This is a genomic window from Streptomyces viridosporus, assembly GCF_002078235.1.
GTDB classification, from domain to species: Bacteria; Actinomycetota; Actinomycetes; order Streptomycetales; family Streptomycetaceae; genus Streptomyces; species Streptomyces viridosporus.
This window is the reverse complement of sequence record NZ_MSGP01000410.1, coordinates 1-19,274: the sequence shown is the minus strand read 5'-3', so window position 1 is coordinate 19,274 and position 19,274 is coordinate 1. Positions and strand designations below refer to the sequence as shown.

Annotated in this window: 14 protein-coding genes and 1 pseudogene; 7 read left to right on the top strand and 8 right to left on the bottom strand. The window is 75.4% G+C overall.

The genetic code is table 11. The features are described from left to right. On the bottom strand, positions 1–1,985 hold a 1,985-nt coding region (locus tag B7L92_RS27105), incomplete at its 3' end, for a sensor histidine kinase (RefSeq protein WP_255311155.1). 414 nt (positions 1,986–2,399) lie between these two features. Between B7L92_RS27105 and B7L92_RS27100 the strand changes: the two genes are divergently transcribed. Beyond that, on the top strand, positions 2,400–3,023 hold the full coding sequence (locus tag B7L92_RS27100) for a hypothetical protein (RefSeq protein ID WP_081239990.1): 624 nt from the start codon (positions 2,400–2,402) through the stop codon (positions 3,021–3,023). Between the two features lie 209 nt (positions 3,024–3,232). Then, entirely contained in the window at positions 3,233–4,063 is an 831-nt protein-coding gene (locus B7L92_RS27095) for an IclR family transcriptional regulator (protein ID WP_255311154.1), read from the top strand. 40 nt (positions 4,064–4,103) lie between these two features. Here the strand turns inward: B7L92_RS27095 and B7L92_RS27090 are convergent, their stop codons facing one another. The 4 genes from B7L92_RS27090 to B7L92_RS27075 all read right to left on the bottom strand — a co-directional run bounded on the left by B7L92_RS27090 (position 4,104) and on the right by B7L92_RS27075 (position 12,127). After that, positions 4,104–8,735, bottom strand: a complete 4,632-nt coding sequence (locus tag B7L92_RS27090) for a hypothetical protein (protein WP_081239989.1) — start codon at positions 8,733–8,735, stop codon at positions 4,104–4,106. A 54-nt stretch (positions 8,736–8,789) separates the two neighbouring features. Beyond that, positions 8,790–9,671, bottom strand: coding sequence for a hypothetical protein (locus B7L92_RS27085; RefSeq protein ID WP_081239988.1), 882 nt, complete (start codon positions 9,669–9,671; stop codon positions 8,790–8,792). Positions 9,672–9,792: 121 nt separating this feature from the next. Then, positions 9,793–11,319, bottom strand: a complete 1,527-nt coding sequence (locus tag B7L92_RS27080) for a hypothetical protein (RefSeq protein WP_081239992.1) — start codon at positions 11,317–11,319, stop codon at positions 9,793–9,795. Positions 11,320–11,422: 103 nt separating this feature from the next. Then, complete coding sequence (locus B7L92_RS27075; protein ID WP_081239987.1) at positions 11,423–12,127, bottom strand: GntR family transcriptional regulator; 705 nt, start codon at positions 12,125–12,127, stop codon at positions 11,423–11,425. Positions 12,128–12,304: 177 nt separating this feature from the next. Here B7L92_RS27075 and B7L92_RS27070 point away from each other — a divergent pair, with 177 nt between their 5' ends. From B7L92_RS27070 to B7L92_RS27050, 5 genes are read left to right on the top strand one after another with little or no spacing between them, the layout of a single operon-like run. Then, entirely contained in the window at positions 12,305–13,624 is a 1,320-nt protein-coding gene (locus B7L92_RS27070; RefSeq protein WP_081239986.1) for an MFS transporter, read from the top strand. After that, positions 13,621–14,466, top strand: a complete 846-nt coding sequence (locus B7L92_RS27065; protein WP_081239985.1) for a putative hydro-lyase — start codon at positions 13,621–13,623, stop codon at positions 14,464–14,466. Before B7L92_RS27070 ends, B7L92_RS27065 begins: the two co-directional genes overlap by 4 nt. 36 nt (positions 14,467–14,502) lie before the next feature. Then, entirely contained in the window at positions 14,503–15,261 is a 759-nt protein-coding gene (locus B7L92_RS27060; RefSeq protein ID WP_081239984.1) for a LamB/YcsF family protein, read from the top strand. After that, complete coding sequence (locus tag B7L92_RS27055; protein ID WP_081239983.1) at positions 15,258–15,887, top strand: 5-oxoprolinase subunit B family protein; 630 nt, start codon at positions 15,258–15,260, stop codon at positions 15,885–15,887. The genes B7L92_RS27060 and B7L92_RS27055 overlap by 4 nt, the downstream gene beginning before the upstream one ends. Beyond that, positions 15,884–16,753, top strand: coding sequence for a 5-oxoprolinase subunit C family protein (locus tag B7L92_RS27050; RefSeq protein ID WP_081239982.1), 870 nt, complete (start codon positions 15,884–15,886; stop codon positions 16,751–16,753). The genes B7L92_RS27055 and B7L92_RS27050 overlap by 4 nt, the downstream gene beginning before the upstream one ends. Here the strand turns inward: B7L92_RS27050 and B7L92_RS27045 are convergent. The 3 genes and pseudogenes from B7L92_RS27045 to B7L92_RS27035 form a co-directional block, all read right to left on the bottom strand. Continuing rightward, positions 16,654–17,229 (bottom strand): annotated as a pseudogene (locus B7L92_RS27045) (hypothetical protein); the annotation flags it as partial. The gene B7L92_RS27050 and the pseudogene B7L92_RS27045 overlap by 100 nt on opposite strands. Then, positions 17,196–18,536 carry a glycosyltransferase gene (locus tag B7L92_RS27040; RefSeq protein WP_497591481.1) on the bottom strand — a complete coding sequence of 447 codons (1,341 nt, stop codon included), beginning with the start codon at positions 18,534–18,536 and terminating at the stop codon, positions 17,196–17,198. The pseudogene B7L92_RS27045 and the gene B7L92_RS27040, both read right to left, overlap by 34 nt. Continuing rightward, positions 18,533–19,274, bottom strand: a 742-nt coding sequence (locus tag B7L92_RS27035; RefSeq protein WP_107501613.1) for a glycosyltransferase, incomplete at its 5' end; no start/stop codon positions are given. The genes B7L92_RS27040 and B7L92_RS27035, both read right to left, overlap by 4 nt.

Genomic DNA, 19,274 nt, shown 5'->3' with positions numbered 1-19,274 from the left:
TGCCGGACACCAACGGCGTCGGCTTCCGCCTCGACCGGCCCCAGCGGGCCAAGGACGGGAAGAAGGAGCAGAGCCGCGACGCCGTTGGTGTCCGGCACGTCGTCCGTCAGCAGCGTGTCGGGGATGAGGACGACTGCCGTGGTGCCGCCGTACGGGGAGGGCTGGAGGGAGACCCGGATGTTCTGGCGCCGGGCGAGGCGGCTGACCACGAAGAGTCCGAGCCGGTCGGTGTCGGTGAGTTCGAACTCGGGTGTCTCGGCGAGCCGGAGGTTGGCGTCCAGGAGCGCGTCGGCCGCCATGCCGAGACCGCGGTCGTGGATCTCCAGGGTGAAGCCGTTGGCCACGCGCTCGCCCAGGACCTGGACGGCGGTGTGCGGCGGCGAGAACACCGTGGCGTTCTCCAGGAGTTCGGCCACGAGGTGGGTGAGGTCGGCGACGGCCGGCCCGGTGACGGCGGTCCTCGGCAGGCGGCGAACCTCGATGCGCTCGTAGTCCTCGACCTCGGCGACGGCGGCGCGGACGACGTCCATGAGCTGGACCGGCTTGCGCCACTGCCGGGAGGGCGCGGCGCCGGAGAGGATGACGAGGCCCTCGGCGTGCCGCCGCATGCGGGTGGTCAGGTGGTCCAGGCGGAACAGGTCGGCGAGTTCCCCGGTGTCCTCGGTCCGGCGCTCCATGGTGTCCAGCAGGGTGAGCTGCTTGTGGAGCAGGACCTGGCTGCGGCGGGCGAGGTTGACGAACACCTCGGAGACACCGGCGCGCAGTTCCGCCTGCTTGACGGCGGCCTCCACGGCGGCGCGCTGGAGGGTGTTGAGGGCCTGGCCGACCTCACCCAGCTCGTTCTTGTCGTACTCCAGCCGCGGGACCTCGGTCTCGACGTCGACCTGTTCGCCGGCCGAGAGGCGGCGCATCACACTGGGCAGCCGGACGCCGGACGCCTCGTGCGCCTCGAGACGCAGCTGCCGCAGGTCCCGGATGAGGCCGCGGCCGACGCGTACGGAGAGGAAGAGGGAGAGCAGGAGGGCGACCAGACCGAGGGTGCCGGCGACGACGGCCTGGACGATGACGCCCATGGCAACGGGACGGACGCGGTCCTGGTAGCGGTCGGTGGCCTGGTCGTTGAGCGTGCCGAGTTCGGCGAGCACATGGCCGGCGGCGGTGTCCCAGCTCTTCGCGGTGATCCCGCGGGGCGGCCCGGCGCCGGAGGAGACGGCCGCCTCCTCCCCCACGCGCAGCGGAGCGGACGCGGCGTTCTTCCAGAAGGCCTCGTAGCGGTCGCGCTCGGAGGCGGGCAGCAACGGCAGGCTCGCGTCGTACATCAGCGTGCGCTGGGCCACGAGGTCGGAGACGTCCCGCACTTCGGCGGGGGACAACCTGCCGACGATCAGGGCGGAGCCGAGCAGGGCGTCCTCCCGGGCGAGCAGTTCGCGGGCGCGGGCCAGGTTGACGAGGGCCCGGTACTGCTTGTCCAGTTCGACGTCCTCGACCACGTGCAGATTGGCCAGCAGGACGTAGCACGGGTCGACCAGCCGGTTGTAGAGGTCGAGGGCCTGGGAGCGGTCGACGGTGCCGTCCTCGACGCTGCGGCGCAGGGACTCGATGCCCTCGAAGGAGTCCAGCACCGCGTTCAGGTCGCCGGAGTCCTGGTGCATGGCCGCGCGCACGTCGGGGTCCGCCGCGCTCTCGCGGACGCGGTCGACGGCCCTGTCCGTGGCGGCGCGGCTGCGCCGGAGGGCGGCGATCCCGTCGGAAGCACGGGGGTCCGCGAGGTGGACGAGCGTCTGCCGGCGCTCCTGCTGGAGGACGCGGACGGTGTCCTCGACGGGGTAGCCGACCTCCTCCATCACCGACGACACATCGAACAGGTGGCTCGCTTCGCGGCCGGTGAGCACCGTGGTGAAGGCCCAGATCGCCGTCAGGGACACCAGCGGCACGAGCAGCAGCGCCACGATCTTCCGGCGGATGGACTTCCCGCGAAAGCGCATGGCCTCCCCCAGCTCGCCCCCGACCGGACGGGGTACACATGTGCGTCAACAAACGGCGCGAGCCTACTACCGACCTCCGGTCAACTCGAAGAGTCGACCGGAGGTCGAAGTTCCGCTCCACGGGCGGGACATGGGGAGTTGTCCGCCCATTGCGGGAGATTGCCGCCCGCGATCGGAGGGGGTCCGCGGACCGATCTCCCGGGCCCGCGGGGACGGTTGGCCGATTTCTTTCCTCGTCCGGGAATCCTCGGGACGTTCCGTTCGTCCTTCTCTGTGGGAGATGGGGGCGGAATCGGCCACAGGAGCCGTGTCCCACATCCGGGCGGCGTAAAACAGTGCAAGCCGGGCAGCCACGGGGAACCAGGTCTGAGGACATGAGTGAGCGGTCTGCCGGCGGTGGGGAGTGACACGTTGATGGGCACGGCGGAGCGGCGCGGGGCGCCCGAGGACGGCGCGGCGGCGCAGATGAGGATCCGGTCGGATGCCGAGGCGCCGGAACGCGGCACTTCCGGGGCCGGGCGCGGGGCGGTCGGCGGACGCGGCGTCCCGGCGGCCCGGCGCGGCGGCACGGCGGCGGAGCGGGCCGGCGACGCGGCGCACGGAGCCGCGGAGGACACCGGCACGCCCGGTGCCCGGGGACGGACGCACCACCGGCCCCTGTGGGTCGAGGAACCGGCGCGGCGACGCCGACTGCCGGATCCGGTGCGGACGGCGGCGGTACGGGCGGTGCTCGTCATCGCCGTGACGCTGATTCAGGCCATGGTGGCCCTCCTGTGCACGCTGGCCGGCTCCTGGCTGGCTTTCCCCATGGTCGTCAGCAGCGTCGTCAGCACGATCCTGGCGACCTGGGCGGCTCTGGACGTGTGGGTGACCCGCCAGGTCTGGAACCAGCGCCACGGTGTGGTGTCCACCCCCAGCAGCACTGCGCGGGCCCTGCGGCGCGAGCGGCGCCGCGCCCGGCGCCAGGAGCGGTCCGCCGAGCGGACGCGGACGCGCATACGCCGGCGGGGCGGCGCCGGGCAGCTGTCGCACTCCTGACGACGGCAGCCACGCGCGTTCCGGCCCTTCGCCGCCGGAGGCGCGGACGTACGGCACCTCCCCCGGGGGCCCGAGCACCCGGTGGCATGATGTTGCCCATGACGCACGAGTGAGCGTCATGGGCAACGGGATCCGGGCGGGCGGCGATCGCGTCGAAGTTCTTTCCGAACGGGGTCCGCACCGGGGCGACAGGTGGTGAGGGCCGAGACATGACCGGCGCGCACGAGCAGTCCGGACGCCGCGAGGAACATGCGGCGGGCCCGGCGAGGCGGAGCGGGAAGAGCCCGGCGAGCGCCGTCCAGTCGGTGGACCGTGCCGTGAGCGTGCTGGAGATACTCGCCCGGCACGGCGAAGCGGGTGTCACCGAGATCGCCGACGCGCTGGAGGTGCACAAGTCCACGGCTTTCCGGCTGCTCGGCGTTCTGGAGAACCGCGGTCTGGTGGCCCAGGCCAAGGAACGCGGCAAGTACTACCTGGGTGCCGGAGTGCTGCGCCTCGCCGGTGCGGCGGCCGTGCGGCTGGACATCTCGCAGGAAGGCGTGCCGGTCTGCCGGGAACTGGCCGACGAACTGGGCGAGACGGTGAACATCGCGGTCCTGGACGACGACGCCGCCGTCAACATCATGCAGGCCCGCGGAACGGCGTCCGTCTCCGCGCAGAACTGGCTGGGCAGGCGCACTCCGCTGCACGCCACCGCCGGCGGCAAGGTGTTTCTGGCGCACATGCCGCCCACCTCGCGCGAGGACCTTCTCGCCGGCCCGCTGCACCGGTTCACGGAGCGCACGATCACGGAGGCGTCCGCTTTGCGGGGCGAGCTGGAGCCGGTGGTCCCCGAGGGGTACGCGGCCACGCTCGAGGAGCTGGAGCCGGGACTCGCGGCCGTCGCCGCGCCGGTCCGCTCGCACGAGGGCGAGGTGATCGCGGCGCTCAGTGTCTCGGGGCCGGTGTACCGGCTGACCCCGGACCGGCTGCCGGAGTTGGGCAGGCGGACGGCGGCGGCGGCGGCCGAGCTGTCCCGGCGCATGGGCTACGGCTTCTGAGCCGGGGGCCCGAACCGAGTGGAGGAGGGCGGAGGCGTGCTCATCCACTCGTCGGCGCGGGCCGTTTGAACATCCGGGTCGCCGTGATCTCGCTGTGCGCCTCCTCGGCCGGGTCCGGCAGGGGCAGACCGGGCCTGAGGTGCTCCTCCACGCTGATGTACTTCAGGCCGGCCCGGAGGTCGGCGTCGTTGCGCAGCCGGATGACCAACGGGAACTCCGCGAGCGCCGTCGTGTCGAACAGGCCCGTGGTGTACAGGAGTTGCACGCCGAGCGCGTCGGCGACCGCCCGCTGGAGCTCCAGCAGATAGGTGGCGTTGGCGCGGCCGATGGGGTTGTCGAGGAACAGGGTGCCCGCGTGCCGGTGCTTGTCCCGGCCCCGGTCGTTGGACCGCAGGGCGGCCATCGTGCAGTACAGGGCGATGGCCGCGGTGAGCAGCTGACCGCCGGAGAACACGTCGCCCATCTGCCCCACGGGGACGCGCTCGGCACGCAGCACCGCGTCGGGCTTGAGGATCTCGACGGCGATGCCCTTCGGCCGGAGTGCGGCGGCGACCCCGCGCAGCAGCAGGGACATGCCGTCGCGGCGCAGGTCGGAGTTCTTCTTGACGGCCGACCGGGTCGCCTCGTCGATGACCTCGCCGAGCCGCTCGGTGAGCGTGGCCTGGTCGGGCTCCTCGAAACGGATGCGCAGGAACTCCTGACCGGACCACTCACCGAGCCCCTCGGGCAGCCGGGAGAGCCGCTGGGCGGAGCGCAGGGTGGCCAGCGCCGACTCCACCAGGCCCCTGAGCCGGTCCACGATCGAGTCCCGGTTCCGCTCCAGTTGCTCCAGCTCGTCGGTGAGCACCCGGAGGCGGGGTGCGAAGGCGTCCGCCCACTTCCGGGCGTGCTCCGGCAACGCGGAGGCGGGCAGCTCGCGGATCTGCTGCCGCGCGGGGGTGCGGACCTGTTCGTAGCGCGTGGAGTTGGCGTGCCGGACGAGGATGTCGCTCGCCTCGCGCACGGCGGATTCGGCGGCGGACAGGTCGGCGGCGCAGCCCCGCAGCGAGCGGCGGGCCTCGGCGGCGGACTGCCGGGCCTCCTCCGTGGTGCCCGGGTAGGGCTCGGGCTGCTCCTGCTCCTCCTCGGGGGTGTGCTCGCGCAGCAGGTCGCGGAGCATGGCGGCGATCTCGTCGAAGCCTCCGGCCGCGTCCTCGGCGGCGCGGTGCGCCTCGAGCAGCTCGGCGTGCGCCTCCCGGGCCTGGTCCAACGCCTCGGTGTGGGAGGCGAGTTCGGCCGAAGCGGTGCGCAGGAGTGCCTGTGCGTGCTCGGCGTCGCGCGGCACCAGCTCGTCGGACAGCCCGGTGTGCGCCTCGCCGTTCTCGGGCGCGAGCCGCTCGGCCTCACCGCGCAGCCGCCCGAGCTGCTCGCTCGCGCCGGACATGCGCGTCTCCAGGAGCTGGACCAGTTCCTCGGCGCGGGCGGCCGCGGCCTGCCGGCTGGGCCCGTCGGAACCGTCGGGCGACTGGAGCAACTGCTCGGCCCGGGTACGGACCTTGTTGCTGAGCCGGTCCAGCTCGGCGCGGGCGGCGCTCTCGTCGCTCTCCGCGCGGGCCTGCTCGGCGCGCAGGTCGGCGCCGACACCGACCTTCTCGTACACCTGGGACGCGGCCCGGTACGCCTCGCGCAGGGCGGGCAGCGACGCCTGCGGCGCCTCGGCGCCGTCCTCGGGCACGTCGTCGGGGGCGCCCGCGATCTCGGAGCGCTCGGCGCGCAGCGCACGCGCGGTGCGCCGGGCGTCGTCGGCGGCACGCTGGGCGCCGCGCCGGTCCTCGTCAGCGGCACGCGCGCGGTCCAGGCAGGCCTGGGCGCGCGCCTCCGCCTCGGCCGCGTCGTCGGCCAGTTCGCGCAGCTTGGCCTGCCAGGCGGCCCGTTCCCGCAGCCGGAACGCGAGCCCGGCGAGGGCGTCGGCGGCGCGCCGGGCCTTCTGCGCGGTCTCCTGCCGCTCGTCGCGCACCCGGGCGGCCTCGACGGCGGCCTCCTCGGCCTCCGCGCGCACGGTACGTGCCTCGGCCAGCTCGGCCTCGGACTCCTCGGCGAACGCCCGCGCCTCGTGCGCCGCCCGCGCCAGCTCGGTGAGCCGGCCGGCCGGGCAGCCGGTGCGCCAGGAGGCGAGCCGGGCCACCAGCTCCCGGTCCTTGCCGAGCCGGGCGGCGAGCCTGCGGATCTCCTCGTCGCGCGCGGTCGCCCGGGCGCGCAGCGCCTGCCGCTCCTCGTCGGCGGCGTGCTCGTCGTGCATGGCCGGGTTCGGCGGGACGAGGAAGACGTCCCCGGTGTCCGCGTCCGGCGCCGGGGCCGGGGCGAGCAGGGCGGCGGCCGTGCCGACGGCGACGGTGGACCGGGGCAGCAGGGCGGCGTCGCCCAGCGCCTCGCGGGCGCGGACGTGGGAGTCCGGGTCGGTGATGATGACGCCGTCGACCAGCTCGGGCCGGGCGGCCAGCACGCGCGCGTGGTCGGCCGGGTCGACGGCCTGGGCGAGGTAGCGCCAGCCGGGCAGGGCGGGGATGCCGTGCTCGCCGAGGAACTCGACGGTCGCCAGCACGTCCGGGCCGGGCGGCAGCAGCCCGCCGTCGCCGAGGGCGCCGAGGATGCGGGCGTCGTCGGCGGCGGCGGTGCGCAGCTCGAACAGCTGCCGCTCGGCGGAGGAGACCGCGTCGTCGAGCAGTTCACGCAGGTCGTCGGCGAAGCGGTCGAGCTCCTCGGCGGTGAGGGCGCCGTCGGCCGGGGTGCCGTCCGGTCCGGCGTCCGTGCCGTGCCGGGGCCGCGGGACCGACGGCCGGGGGGCGGTGCCGGTCAGGCTCAGCAGCTCCGCCAGCCGCTCCTCGGCGGCGAGGGCCTCGGCGGTGCGGCGCTCGCCCTCGTGGGCGCGCTCGGCCGCCGTGGCGGCGTCCGCCGCGCGGGCCGCGGTGAGCTCCGCGCGGCTCTCGGCGGCGGCCGCCTCGCGCGCGTGCTCGCCGGTCCGGCGGGACGCCTCGCGGGCGGAGTCCCAGGCGGCGACCGCCGTCTTCTCCGCGTCGCTGGCCGCGAGGGCGGCCCGGGCGGGGTCGGCGTCGGGGGCGCTGTCGTCGAGCCAGCCGGCCCGGACCGCCTCGGCGGTCTCCTGCTCGACCTCGGTGAGGCGCTGCCGCAGGTGCCCGATCTCGCTGCGGGCGCGCTGGGCCTCGGTGGCGGCGGCGGTGGAGTCGCGGTAGGCGGCGTCGCTGACCTCCTGGAGGGCGGCGGACCGCTCCTCCTCCTCGTTGGCGAGGTTCTCGGCGTTCTGCGCGGCGGCGTGCAGGGCGCGTACGAGGTCGACGGCGGCCTTGGCGCGCGCGGCCAGCGCGGGGGCCGCGTCCCGCTCGGCCTCCTGGATCGCGGCGGACACGCGCGCGACCCGGTCGGCTGCGGCACGGTGGCGCAGCACCGCCTCGGCGGCCTGCCAGGCCGCGTACAGCGTGCGCGCGTCGGCGAGTTCGCGCTTCTGGGCGGCGGCGGACTTCTCGGCGGCGGTGAGCGCCAGGGAGGCGTGCCGGTAGGCGAGTTCGGCGGAGATCAGGGCGCTGCGCTCGCGGGCCGCCTCGGCATGGGTGACGGCGTACGCGGCGGCGGTGACCCGTTGCGCCAGGTCGGCCGCGCGGACGCGTTCCCGGGCGCCGCGCGCGGAGAGCCTGCGGGCCAGGGCGCGGGTGCGGCGCTCGGCGGCGGCGTGGACCTCCCGCGCGCGGGTGCGGGCGTCGGTGGCCTCGACGATCCGGCCGAGGAGGTCGACGGATCCGGCGGTGAAGTCCCGTTCGGCGATCAGCTCGGCGCGCCGGCCCAGCTTGTTGCCGAAACCGCTGACCAGGTCGGCGAGCCCGTCGGTGTCCCGGGTGTCGGTGACGGCGCGCAGCAGCAGGTCGGTGAAGTCGGAGTCCTTCTTGACGGCGAAGAGGCCGGCGGCCTCGCCCTCGTCGGCGTTCATCTCGCGCTGGTAGCGGAAGAGTTCGGGGTCGAGTCCCAGTTCGCCGAGGTGCTCGGTCCAGCGCTCGTGGATCTCCTCCCAGTGCACCTCGAGGTGCGGGTACGTCTTGCCCGCCTCGGTGAGGGCGTCCCGGAAGCCCTTCATGGTGCGGCGCCGCCCCCGCGCGCCCGACTGGCCCTCGGCGGGCGGCCGCACGGCCGTGGACTCGGCGACGGGCAGGTTGTCCAGGCTGAGCCCGGGGCCGGGCCGGAAGGAGTACCAGGCCTCGGCGAACTTCCGCGGGTCGTTGGAGACCTGGCGGCCCCGCCACTCGCTGGCCTTGCCGACGACGACGCACTCGCCGGTCTGTACGTGCTGCCACTCCAGCGCCACGTGGCCGCAGTCGTCGGCGAGCAGGAACTTGCGCAGGACGCCGGAGCTGGCGCCGCCGAGGGTGTTGCGGTGGCCCGGGAGCATCACGGAGAAGATCAGCTTCAGCAGGACGGACTTGCCGCCGCCGTTCTCCAGGAAGAGCACGCCGGCGGGCGCGGGCCGGCGCGGCGGGCCGACGGGCTCCTCCTCGAAGAACTCCGCCTGCGTCGGCGCGGGGTCGGGCACGGTCGCGCCCACACCGCGCAGGTCAAGCACGGTGTCGGCGTAGCGCGCACCGGCGGGCCCGATGGAGTAGAGGCGGACCCGGGACAGCTCGTACATGGCGGACTCTCGTAAGGCTTCGTGAAACGGGGAGTGCGGCGGGGAACAGGGGGCTCAGGAGGAGTGGAAGGGCAGGCCGGCGTCGGCGACGAGCTCCAGGTCGTCGGCGTCCTCGGGGGGCAGCAGGGTGGGCGTGCCGTCGGTGACCGGGACGACGCCCAGTTCCAGCAGCTCGGCCAGGGCGGCGCTGCCCGCCATGTCGCGCACCTGGAGCTGGTAGCGGGCCGTGGTGCGGTACGTGCCGCCGTTGTCGTCGCCGGTGCGCTGCAGGAAGCCGGAGTCGGTGAGGAAGGCGACGGCCTTGGCGACGATGCCGGTGGTCGATCCCGCGAGCCGGCGCGCGTCCTTGGTGGCGCCGGTCGCGCTGCGTCTGGCCCAGACCCGCCAGGCGGCCTCCAGGCCGGGGGCGTCGCTGGCCGGGTCGGTGTTCTCGCCCTGCCGGGCGGCCCGTTCCTCCAGCCGGTGGCAGGCCTGGCGCACGAAGGCATCGACGCCGTTGACCGTGACGCGCCCGATGTAGCCGTCGTCGGCGAGGTCCTCCGGGCGCGGGAAGGCCATGGCGGCGACGGCGAGATGGGCGAGCCCGTGCAGGAACCGGTCGCTGCCGTCGGCGGAGGTGCGTCGCGCGTAGTCGCCCATGCGCACCGCGAACACGGAGTCCTCGGCGGCGGTCACCGCCATGCCCGCGCGCGGGGACACCTCCAGCACGATCAGTCCGAGGCCGGTGGCCACGGCGTCGGCGAGCCGCGCGAACGGCGGATCCTCGCGGTAGCGGCGCAGCAGGTCCGCGTACTCCTGGTCGCGGGCCGGCTGGAGCTTGGGCTGGAGGCCGAAGGCGACGAGCCGCGCCGCGTCGGCGGCGTCGGCGGGCGTGACGGCGCCACCGGCCGGTGCGGCACCGGCCTCCGGCTCGCTCCACTCGACGTGCTCGGTCACGGTTTCGGCTCCTTGCTCTCAGGGACAACGGTGCGGTCGGCTCCTTCGGGGGCCCGGGGCCGCGGCTCCGCCGCGTGGGCCCGGCCCGCCGCCGGCGCACGGTCACCCCGCGGCGGGACCATCACGCCGCCTCCGTCCGGTCCGCCGCCATCCCCGCCGCGTCCAGCAGGGCCGTGCCGACGACGAGGTCGGCGCCGCCGAACTCGGGGTCGTCGAGCTCGGTGCCGTCGTCCACGGCGAACAGCAGCTTCCGCTCGCCCTGGCGGTAGGCGGTGCCGACCGGCGGGCTGGCGGCGTGGATCGCCAGCAGGGCGACCAGGTACGGCAGCTCGGGGTCCCGGCGGCGCGCGTCGGCGAGCAGTCCGGACAGCCGGCGCGGCGCGTCGGCCGGCAGGTCCAGCAGCTCCATGGCGGCCGCCAGCTGCTCCTCGCTGAAGCGGCTGTCGTCCGGTGTGGCGATGAGGTCGGGCTCCGGCATCTCGGCCCCGAGGTGCTCCCGCTCCACGGGCGGCGTCAGCAGGATCTCGACGAGGTCGGCGACCCGGACGGACACCGGGGTGCGCAGCCCGGTGCCGCGGGCGAAGAAGGCGTCGGTGACCCGGGCCGCCTGCTCCACGGGCAGCGGCAGCAGGGGCGCCAGGAGATGGCCGTACAGGTCCGTGCCCGAGGTGGGCGTGGGGGTGGCGAAGGCCTGCCGGTCCTGTTCGGCCCGGAACAGCGGACCGGCCTCCAGCAGCCGGGACTGCAGCTGCGTGTGCCGCCGGATGCAGTCCTTGACGATGTCCACCAGCTCGGCGGCCCGCCGCTTGTTCTCGGGGTCCTCGGACTCGTCGCGGGCCTTGCGGATGTTGGTGAGGATCGCGTTCTCGTGGCGGTAGCGGTCCGCCACGTGGTCCAGGGCCTCGGCGATCATGTCGGGGACGGTGCTCAGCCAGTCCACCGCGCGGACGTTGCGCCGGGTGGCCTCCAGTGCCCGGCGCAGGGTCTCGGAGTACTGCACGGTCCGGTAGCGGGCCTGCTCCGCGGCGAGCTGGGCGTCCGCGAGCCGGCCGCGGCTGATCAGCACCTCCAGCTTGACCTCGGCGGCGATCTGCGCGCTGGTGACATCGGTGTCCAGGGCGCCGACCAGGACGTTGACGGCCTCGTCGGTGGTCCGCAGGTACACCGTGCCGCCGGGGCCGGGGACCTCCTCGATCAGCTTGAAGTCGTAGTCGCGGCGCACATAGGTGCCGTCCGCCCCGAAGACGCCGTACACCGCCCGGAAGCCGCGGTCGACGCTGCCGACGTTGATCAGGTTCTCCAGGACCCAGCGGGCCACCCGCTCGTGTTCGGCGGCGGGACGGTGCGGGGCCTGGGCGGCGATGCGCAGGACGAGCCGGGAGACGATCTGGTCGTGGTCCGCGCCCGTGTCGAAGTCCATGTTCAGCGTGACGAGGTCGATGGCGGCCAGGGCGATCTCCGCCATGCCGTACACCGAGTACTCACCGGCCAGGTTGGCCTTGCGCGCGTCCAGGTCGTGCAGCGGCGCCGTGCAGGCGAGCGCGCGCAGCCGCCGCGCCAGCCCTTCGTCGGCGGCCGGGCCCGGCGCGGGTCGCGGCCCCGCGCTGAGCTGGGGCGGAGCACTGTCCGTCGATGCTGGCGATGTCACGGTCACAGACTAGGTCCTCGGTCTGACAACGACCCAAACGAGGCGGACGCGCCCCGGCGCCACGGGGTCGCGCCCGCGTTCCGCCGCCGCGCGCCGCCGCGGCTCAGCCGTCCTGCCCGTCCGTCCCGACCCGGCGCCGGTACACCTCCACCACCCGCTCCAGCGAGACGTCCAGGTAGGCCGCGAGCAGTTCCTCGGCCGCCTCCCGGTCACCGGCCTGCAGGGCCCGGAGAATCGCGACATTGCGCTCGATGTACGGTTCGTGCAGCCGCCTGGGCTCGTCCACCACGTGGAAGGCGAGCCGCAGTTCGGCGAAGACGCTGCGCATCAGCTCGTCGGTGCGCTCGCTGGCGGCGAGGGCCACCAGCTCCCGGTGGAAGTGGATGTTGGCCGTACCCACGCCTTTCCAGTCACCTTCGCGCGCCGCCCGGCGGCCCTCCTCCACCGCCCCGGCGAGCGCGTCCAGCCCGTACGGAGGCTCGCCGAGGCCGCGCACGACGGCGCACTCGACGAGCCGGCGGGTGCGGTAGATGTCCTCGACGTCCTCGACGGTCAGCACCCGGACGAACACACCCCGGTTCAGCTCGTGGACGAGCAGCCGTTCGTGCGTGAGCAGCCGGAACGCCTCGCGCAGCGTGTTGCGGGAGACCCCCAGCGCCCCGCCGATGCCGTCCTCCGACAGCCGCGTCCCGGGCGGGAAGTACCCCTCGGCGATCCGGCTCCTGAGGATGTCCGAGACCCGCTCGGCGGTACTGGTGCGGCCCAACAGGGCACGGTCGTCGGCCAGTCCCCTCAGTTCCTCTGCCATGCCCGGAATTCAATCGCACACGGAAGGACGAGACAACACGGGTATTGAAGGATCGTTCAACGATCCTCTACGGTGCTCCACACGGCGCCGCCCTCCGGGCGCACGGCGCCGCCCCTTACGCACCACGGCACGGCTCATTCCTTCCAGCACCCTCCGTCCTCCCACTGCGAGGTGCCCATGAGCACGCCCCCTCCACCGCGGGCCCTGACCGGCCGACCACGCCCCGCGCGGGCCGAACACACCGACGACGACGGAGCGTTCGGCTGGCTGCGGGCACTGGGACCGAGCGGCCGTCGCGCCTTCGGCGGCGCGTTCGGCGGCTACGCCCTGGACTCGTACGACTACTTCACCCTGCCGCTGACCATGGTCGCGCTGTCCGCGTACTTCGGTCTGAACAGCGGTCAGACCGGCCTGCTCACCACCGTCACGCTGGTGGTCTCCGCGGTCGGCGGCGCCCTCGCCGGCGTGCTGGCGGACCGCGTCGGCCGGGTGAAGGCGCTGCTGCTGACCGTGATCACCTACGCGGTGTTCACCGTGGCCTGTGGTTTCGCCCCCAACTACGAGACGCTGCTGGTGTTCCGGGCCCTCCAGGGCCTCGGCTTCGGCGGCGAGTGGGCGGTCGGCGCCATCCTGGTCGCCGAGTACGCGTCCGCCCGGCACCGGGGCCGCACCCTCGGCGCGGTCCAGAGCTCCTGGGCCGTGGGCTGGGCGCTGGCCGTGATCGTGTACACGCTGATCTTCTCGCTCGCCGGCGACGATCTGGCCTGGCGCGTGATGTTCTGGACCGGCGCGCTGCCGGCCCTGCTCGTGGTGTGGGTGCGGCGCAGCGTGCGGGACGCGCCCGAGGCGGCCGCCGCGCGGGAGAGGAGCGCCCACCGGGGCTCGTTCGCGGTGATCTTCCGGCCGGGCCGGGCGGGAGCGCCGGGGCTGCTGCGCACCACGCTCTTCGCCGTGCTGCTCTCCACCGGCGTGCAGGGCGGCTACTACACCCTGGCCACCTGGGTGCCGACCTATCTGAAGACGGAGCGCGGCCTGTCGGTCGTCGGCACCGGCGGCTATCTCGCGTTCCTGATCTCGGGTGCCTTCATCGGCTACCTGACCGGCGGTCACCTCACCGACCGGCTGGGCCGCCGGCGCAACATCTGGCTCTTCGCCCTGCTGTCGGCGCTCTGCGTCCTCGCGTACACGAACATCCCGAGCGGCGCCGACTCCCTGGTGCTCGTGCTCGGTTTCCCGCTCGGGTTCTGCATGTCGGCGATCTTCAGCGGCTTCGGCTCCTACCTGAGCGAGCTGTACCCGGCAGCGGTGCGCGGGACGGGGCAGGGCTTCACGTACAACACCGGACGTGCCGTGGGCGCCGTCTTCCCCACGACCGTCGGCTTCCTCGCCGACGGCTGGGGCGTGGGCGGGGCGCTGGTCTTCGGCGCGATCGGCTACGGTCTGGCGGCGCTGGCGCTGCTGGGCCTGCCGGAGACGCGCGGGAAGGAGCTGGAGTGAACCGCACCGACGACCTGCCGGCGGCCGCCGTGGGCGACCGCCCCGTGGCCCTCGTCGACGAGCACGCGCACGCGTGGAGCCCGCGCGCGGCGCGGGCCCGCTTCCGGGAAGGGCTGACCGGTCCCACGGCCGGCGTGGCCGCGGGCCGCACCCAGGCCAATCTGGTCTCGGTGCCCGCCGACTGGGCGTACGACATGCTGCTGTTCTGCCAGCGCAACCCCAAGCCCTGCCCGGTCCTCGACGTCACCGACGCCGGATCCGTCACCACCGTCCTGGCCGAGGGCGCGGACCTGCGCACCGACCTGCCGCGCTACCGGGTCTGGGAGAACGGCGAGCTGGTGGACGAGCCGACGGACGTCCGGGCGCACTGGCGCAGCGACCTGGTGTCGTTCCTGATCGGCTGCAGCTTCACCTTCGAGTGGGCGCTGACGGCGGCGGGCGTTCCGCTGCGCCACCTGGAGCAGGGGCGCAACGTTCCCATGTACGTGACGAGTTGGCAGTGCCGTCCGGCGGGACGGCTGCGCGGGCCGCTGGTGGTGTCCATGCGGCCGGTGCCGCCCGCACACCTCGCGGCGGCGATCCGGGAGAGCAGTCTGCTGCCGGCGGTGCACGGCGGTCCCGTGCACTGCGGCGATCCCGCGGGGCTCGGCATCGACGACCTCGGCCGCCCCGACTTCGGCGACCCGGTGGACCTCGAGCCGGACGACATCCCGGTGTTCTGGGCCTGCGGCGTGACACCGCAGGCCGCGCTGACGGCCTCGCGTCCGCCGTTCGCCATCACCCACGCACCGGGGCAGATGTTCCTCGGCGACGCCCGCGACGAGCAGTTCCGCGTGGTCTGACGGTCCCGCGGCCCGAGAAGGAGAAACGAAGGATCCATGACCTCCATCGATCTGAACGCCGACCTCGGCGAGGGTTTCGGCCGCTGGCGGCTCACCGACGACGAACGGCTGCTGTCCGTCGTCACCAGCGCCAACGTGGCCTGCGGTTTCCACGCCGGGGACGCGGCCACCATGCGCCGGGTCTGCGAGCTCGCGGCCGAGCGCGGGGTGCGGATCGGCGCCCAGGTCTCCTACCGGGACCTGGCGGGGTTCGGGCGGCGCGCGATGGACGTGCCGCCCGCCGAGCTGGCGGCCGAAGTGGCCTACCAGATCGGCGCCCTGGAGGTGTTCGCCCGTGCGGCGGGCGTCCGCGTGGCCTACGTCAAACCGCACGGGGCGCTGTACAACCGGGTGGTCCGCGACGAGGAGCAGGCCGGCGCGGTCGTCGACGGGGTCCTCCTCGCGGACGCCGCGCTGCCGGTGCTCGGCCTGCCCGGCTCGCGGCTGCTGGAACTGGCCGGGAAGGCGGGCCTGCCGGTCGTCCCGGAGGCGTTCGCCGACCGCGCGTACACCGACGAGGGCACCCTGGTGCCGCGCCGTCAGGAGGGCGCCGTGGTGACCGATCCCGCGTCCGTCGTGGCGCGTTCGGTGGAGCTGGCCCGTTCCGGTGAGGTCCGGACGCACTCGGGACGGCGCATCGGGGTGCGGGCGCGTTCCCTGTGCCTGCACGGCGACACGCCCGGCGCGGTGGACCTGGCGCGACGGGTGCGGGGCGGCCTGGAGGCGGCTGGGGTCCGGGTGGAGGCCTTCGCATGAGGGTGCTGCCCGTCGGCGAGGACGCCCTGCTCGTCGAGGTCTCCTCGGGCGACGAGGCCCAGGCGCTCCACGCGGAGTTGCTGCGGCTCCGTGCGCAGGGGTCGCTGCGGGTCGGCGAGATCGTGCCGGCGGCCCGCACGGTCCTGCTCGACGGCCTGTCCGATCCCGCCCGGCTGGCCGCCGAACTGACCGCCCGGCCCCTGCCGCCCGTGCCCCCGAGCGCGCCGGGGACGGTCGAGATCCCGGTGCGCTACGACGGCCCGGACCTCGCCGACGTCGCCGCGCACTGGGGCGTCCCCGCGCGGGAGGTGGCGCGCATCCACGCGGGCACCGGGTTCCGCGTCGCCTTCTGCGGTTTCGCACCCGGTTTCGGCTACCTCACGGGGCTGCCGCCGCGTTACGACGTGCCCCGCCGGCCGACTCCGCGCACGGCCGTGCCGGCCGGCTCGGTGGCGCTGGCGGGACCGTACACGGGCGTCTACCCGCGTTCCTCGCCGGGCGGCTGGCAGCTGATCGGCACGACCGACCTCGTGCTGTGGGACCCCGCGCGGGTGCCGGCCGCGCTGCTCTCCCCCGGCACCCGCGTGCGGTTCGTACCGGTGGCGGCGACGGAGCCGGCGGCATGACGGACCGTGCGCTCGCCGTCGTCCGGGCGGGGGCCCTGACCACCGTGCAGGACCGGGGCCGCCCCGGGCACGCCCACCTGGGCGTGCCCCGTTCCGGGGCGCTGGACGGGCCCGCGGCGGCGCTCGCCAACCGGCTGGCCGGCAACCCGCCGGACGCGGCCGTCCTGGAGACGACCCTCGACGGCTGTGCGCTGCGCCCTCGTTCCACGGCCGTCATGGCGGTCACCGGTGCGCCCTGCCCCGTCACCGTGGACGGCCGTCCGGCCGCCTGGGGCGCGCCGGTGCGCGTGCGGGCCGGGTCGGTCCTGGACGTCGGGGCGGCGGCCCCGGGCGTACGCGCCTACGTCGCCGTCTCCGGGGGGATCGCCGTCGAGCCGGTGCTCGGCAGCCGCTCCACCGACCTGCTCTCGGGCCTCGGCCCGGCGCCCCTCACGGACGGCGCCGTCCTCCCCCTCGGGGCGGTGCGAGGACTCCCCGCGCGGGTGGACGTCGCCCCGCAGCCGGCGCCCCCGGACGAACTCGTCCTGCGCGTGACGCCGGGCCCGCGCGACGACTGGTTCACCCCGGAGGCGGTCCGGGTCCTCACGTCCCGCGCGTACCGCGTGTCCCCCGCGAGCAACCGCATCGGGCTGCGCACGACCGGGCCGGCCCTGGAGCGGGCCCGGCCGGACGAACTCCCCAGTGAGGGCATGGTGCTGGGGGCGGTGCAGGTGCCGCCCGACGGCAGGCCGGTGGTGTTCCTGGCCGACCACCCGACCACCGGGGGCTACCCCGTGATCGCGGTCGTCCGTCCCGCCGACCTCCCGGCCGCCGCCCAGGCGGCACCCGGCACCCCGGTCCGCTTCGTCGCCGTGCGCCGCCGCTGAACGCTCAGGCGGGGCCCGGCCGTTGCTCCCCCCGGGGACAGTGCGGCCGGCGCCGCCGACACGGCTGCGCCGGCCCGCAGGTCCAGCCGGACGCTCGTGCCCCGCGCGCGGTGCCGCACCTCGTCGGCGGCGAGCGGGAGCAGGTGCGGCAGCAGGTCGGTGCACCGGCGGGCCACCCAGCCGGTGCCGGCCGTGGCCGGCCACCGCAGGTTCGCCGTCCCGGTGGGGGCCGGGGAATCGGGCTCGGGCGACGGGGCGGGTCCGCCGGCGGCGCCGCGTGCCACCGGCAGCGCGTGGAACCGCAGGGCCGGCTGCCGGTGCCCCGGCTCGCCGGGGTGCAGCCGGTCCGCGCTCCACATCGCGCGGTCGGTGTCCCGGTCGCCCTCGCACGCGTGCAGGCGCACCGCGCCGTACCGGTCGGGCAACGCGTGGATCACGGTGTTCACCGCCCGTCGCCGCCGGGCCAGCGGGCGGGCCGGACGGTGGGCCGGACCGAAGCCGCGCCTCCCGGGCCGCCCGGTGCGTCGGGCCGGACCGGGCCCGCTGTCCGCCGCACGGCGCCCGGCGCGTCATGGGCCGCGAGGAACGCCGCCACGGAGGCGTCCCAGCCGAAGCGCTCCGCACGCGCGCGTGCCGCCTCGCGCCGCCCCGGTTCCGGCCGTTCCAGGAGCAGCTCGACGGCCTCCGCGAAGGCCTCGCCCCGGTCCTGCGCGACCGCGCCCGACGCACCGATCACCTCCGGCAGGGCCGACGAGGCACTCGCCACGACGGGCGTGCCGCACGCCATCGCCTCCAGCGCGGCGAGGCCGAAGGTCTCGGCGGGCCCCGGTGCCAGGCACACGTCGGCACAGGCCTGGAGCGCGCCGAGGAACGCCCGGTCGGGGACGTGGCCCAGGAAGACCACCGGCAGTGCGCGCTCCCCCGCGCGCTGTGCGAGCCGTGCCCGCAGCGGTCCGTCACCGGCCACCACCAGCACCGCCCGCCGCCCGCGCCGCCGCAGTGCCTCCAGCGCGTCCAGCGCCGTGCCCGGCCGTTTCTCCGGGGACAGCCGGGAGCACATCACCAGCAGCGTCTCCGCCGCGCGCGCGTACCGGGCCCGCAGCCCCGGGTCGCGCAGGGCGGGGTGCCGTTCCCCCAGGTCGACGCCGAGCGGGGCGCGGACCACATTGCGGGCGCCGACCCGCACGAACTCCCGCTCGGCGAACCCGGTGGTGCACACCACGCGCGCGTACGTGTGGGCCGTACGGGTGTTGAGGGCGTCGGCGGCGCGCCGGGCGGCGCCCTCCGGCATTCCCCAGGCGCGCAGCACCCCGTCGGCGGTCTCGTGGGAGACCATGACCGCCGGGACCCGGGCCCGCCGGGCCCACGCGCCGGTCCAGCGCAGGGTCGTGCGGTCGGACACCTCGAGGCGGTCGGGGGCCAGTTCCCGGAGCAGGCCGGTGATCCGCGCCCGGCCGGTGAGGACGCGGTAGCCCCCGGTGCCGGGCAGCAGCGGGCCCGGCAGCGTGATCACCCTTCCCTGCTCGGTCTCCCGGTCGCTCTCCCGCTCGCCGGGGACGATGAGCACGGGCCGGTGCCCCGCCGCGCGGTACCCCCTGCCGAGCTCCCTCAGCGCGGTGCGCAGCCCGCCGGAGGCGGGTGCGACGAAGTTCGCGAGCCGCACGATCCGCAGCGGTCCGTCGGTCCGCACCCGGCCGCCGGCGTGCGCCGGACCGGTGGCCCCCGGCGAACGGCCGCTCACCGGGGCCGCGTTCACGCCGTTCACGCCGTTCATGCCGTTCACGCCGCCACCGCCGTCCTGCGCCCGGCGAGCACATCCGTGTAGTACCGGATCAGCCGGTCCCCGACCGCGGCCCAGGTGCGCCCCTCGACCGTCGCGCGCCCGGCCGCGCCGTACGCGGCCCGCAGCCCGGGGTCGGCGGCCAGGGACCACACCGCGTCGCGCACGGCGGCGGCGTCGCGCGGCGGTACGAGCAGTCCGGTGCGCCCGTGCGCGACCAGGTCCAGCGGGCCGCCCGCCGCGGGCGCCACCACGGGCACGCCGCTCGCCATCGCCTCCTGCACGGTCTGGCAGAAGGTCTCGAGCGGCCCGGTGTGCACGAAGACGTCCAGCGAGGCGAAGAGCCGGGCGAGTTCGTCGCCGGTGCGGCGACCCAGGAAGACCGCGCCGGGCAGCGCCTGCTCCAGCCCCGGCCGGCTGGGCCCGTCGCCGACGACCACGACCCGCACCCCGGACAGGGCGCACACCCCGGACAGCAGCTCGACCTGCTTCTCGGGGGCGAGCCGGCCGACGTAACCGACGACGAGTTCGCCGTTCGGGGCGAGCGCGCGGCGCAGCTCCGCGTCGCGGAGGCCGGGCCGGAAACGGGCGGTGTCCACACCGCGCGGCCACAGCTCGACCCTGGGCACGCCGTGCGCCTCCAGGTCGCGCAGGGCGGCGCCGGACGGAGCCAGGGTGAGGTCGGCCGCCGTGTGCACGGCACGGATGCGCCGCCAGGCCGCCGCCTCGCCCGCGCCCAGG

Bases quoted from the DNA above. Each gene is read 5' to 3' on its own strand.
- B7L92_RS27100 (WP_081239990.1), top strand. From the start codon at position 2,400: ATGGGCACGGCGGAGCGGCGCGGGGCGCCCGAGGACGGCGCGGCGGCG.
- B7L92_RS27095 (WP_255311154.1), top strand. From the start codon at position 3,233: ATGACCGGCGCGCACGAGCAGTCCGGACGCCGCGAGGAACATGCGGCG.
- B7L92_RS27090 (WP_081239989.1), bottom strand. From the start codon at position 8,735: ATGTACGAGCTGTCCCGGGTCCGCCTCTACTCCATCGGGCCCGCCGGT.
- B7L92_RS27075 (WP_081239987.1), bottom strand. From the start codon at position 12,127: ATGGCAGAGGAACTGAGGGGACTGGCCGACGACCGTGCCCTGTTGGGC.
- B7L92_RS27070 (WP_081239986.1), top strand. From the start codon at position 12,305: ATGAGCACGCCCCCTCCACCGCGGGCCCTGACCGGCCGACCACGCCCC.
- B7L92_RS27060 (WP_081239984.1), top strand. From the start codon at position 14,503: ATGACCTCCATCGATCTGAACGCCGACCTCGGCGAGGGTTTCGGCCGC.
- B7L92_RS27055 (WP_081239983.1), top strand. From the start codon at position 15,258: ATGAGGGTGCTGCCCGTCGGCGAGGACGCCCTGCTCGTCGAGGTCTCC.
- B7L92_RS27050 (WP_081239982.1), top strand. From the start codon at position 15,884: ATGACGGACCGTGCGCTCGCCGTCGTCCGGGCGGGGGCCCTGACCACC.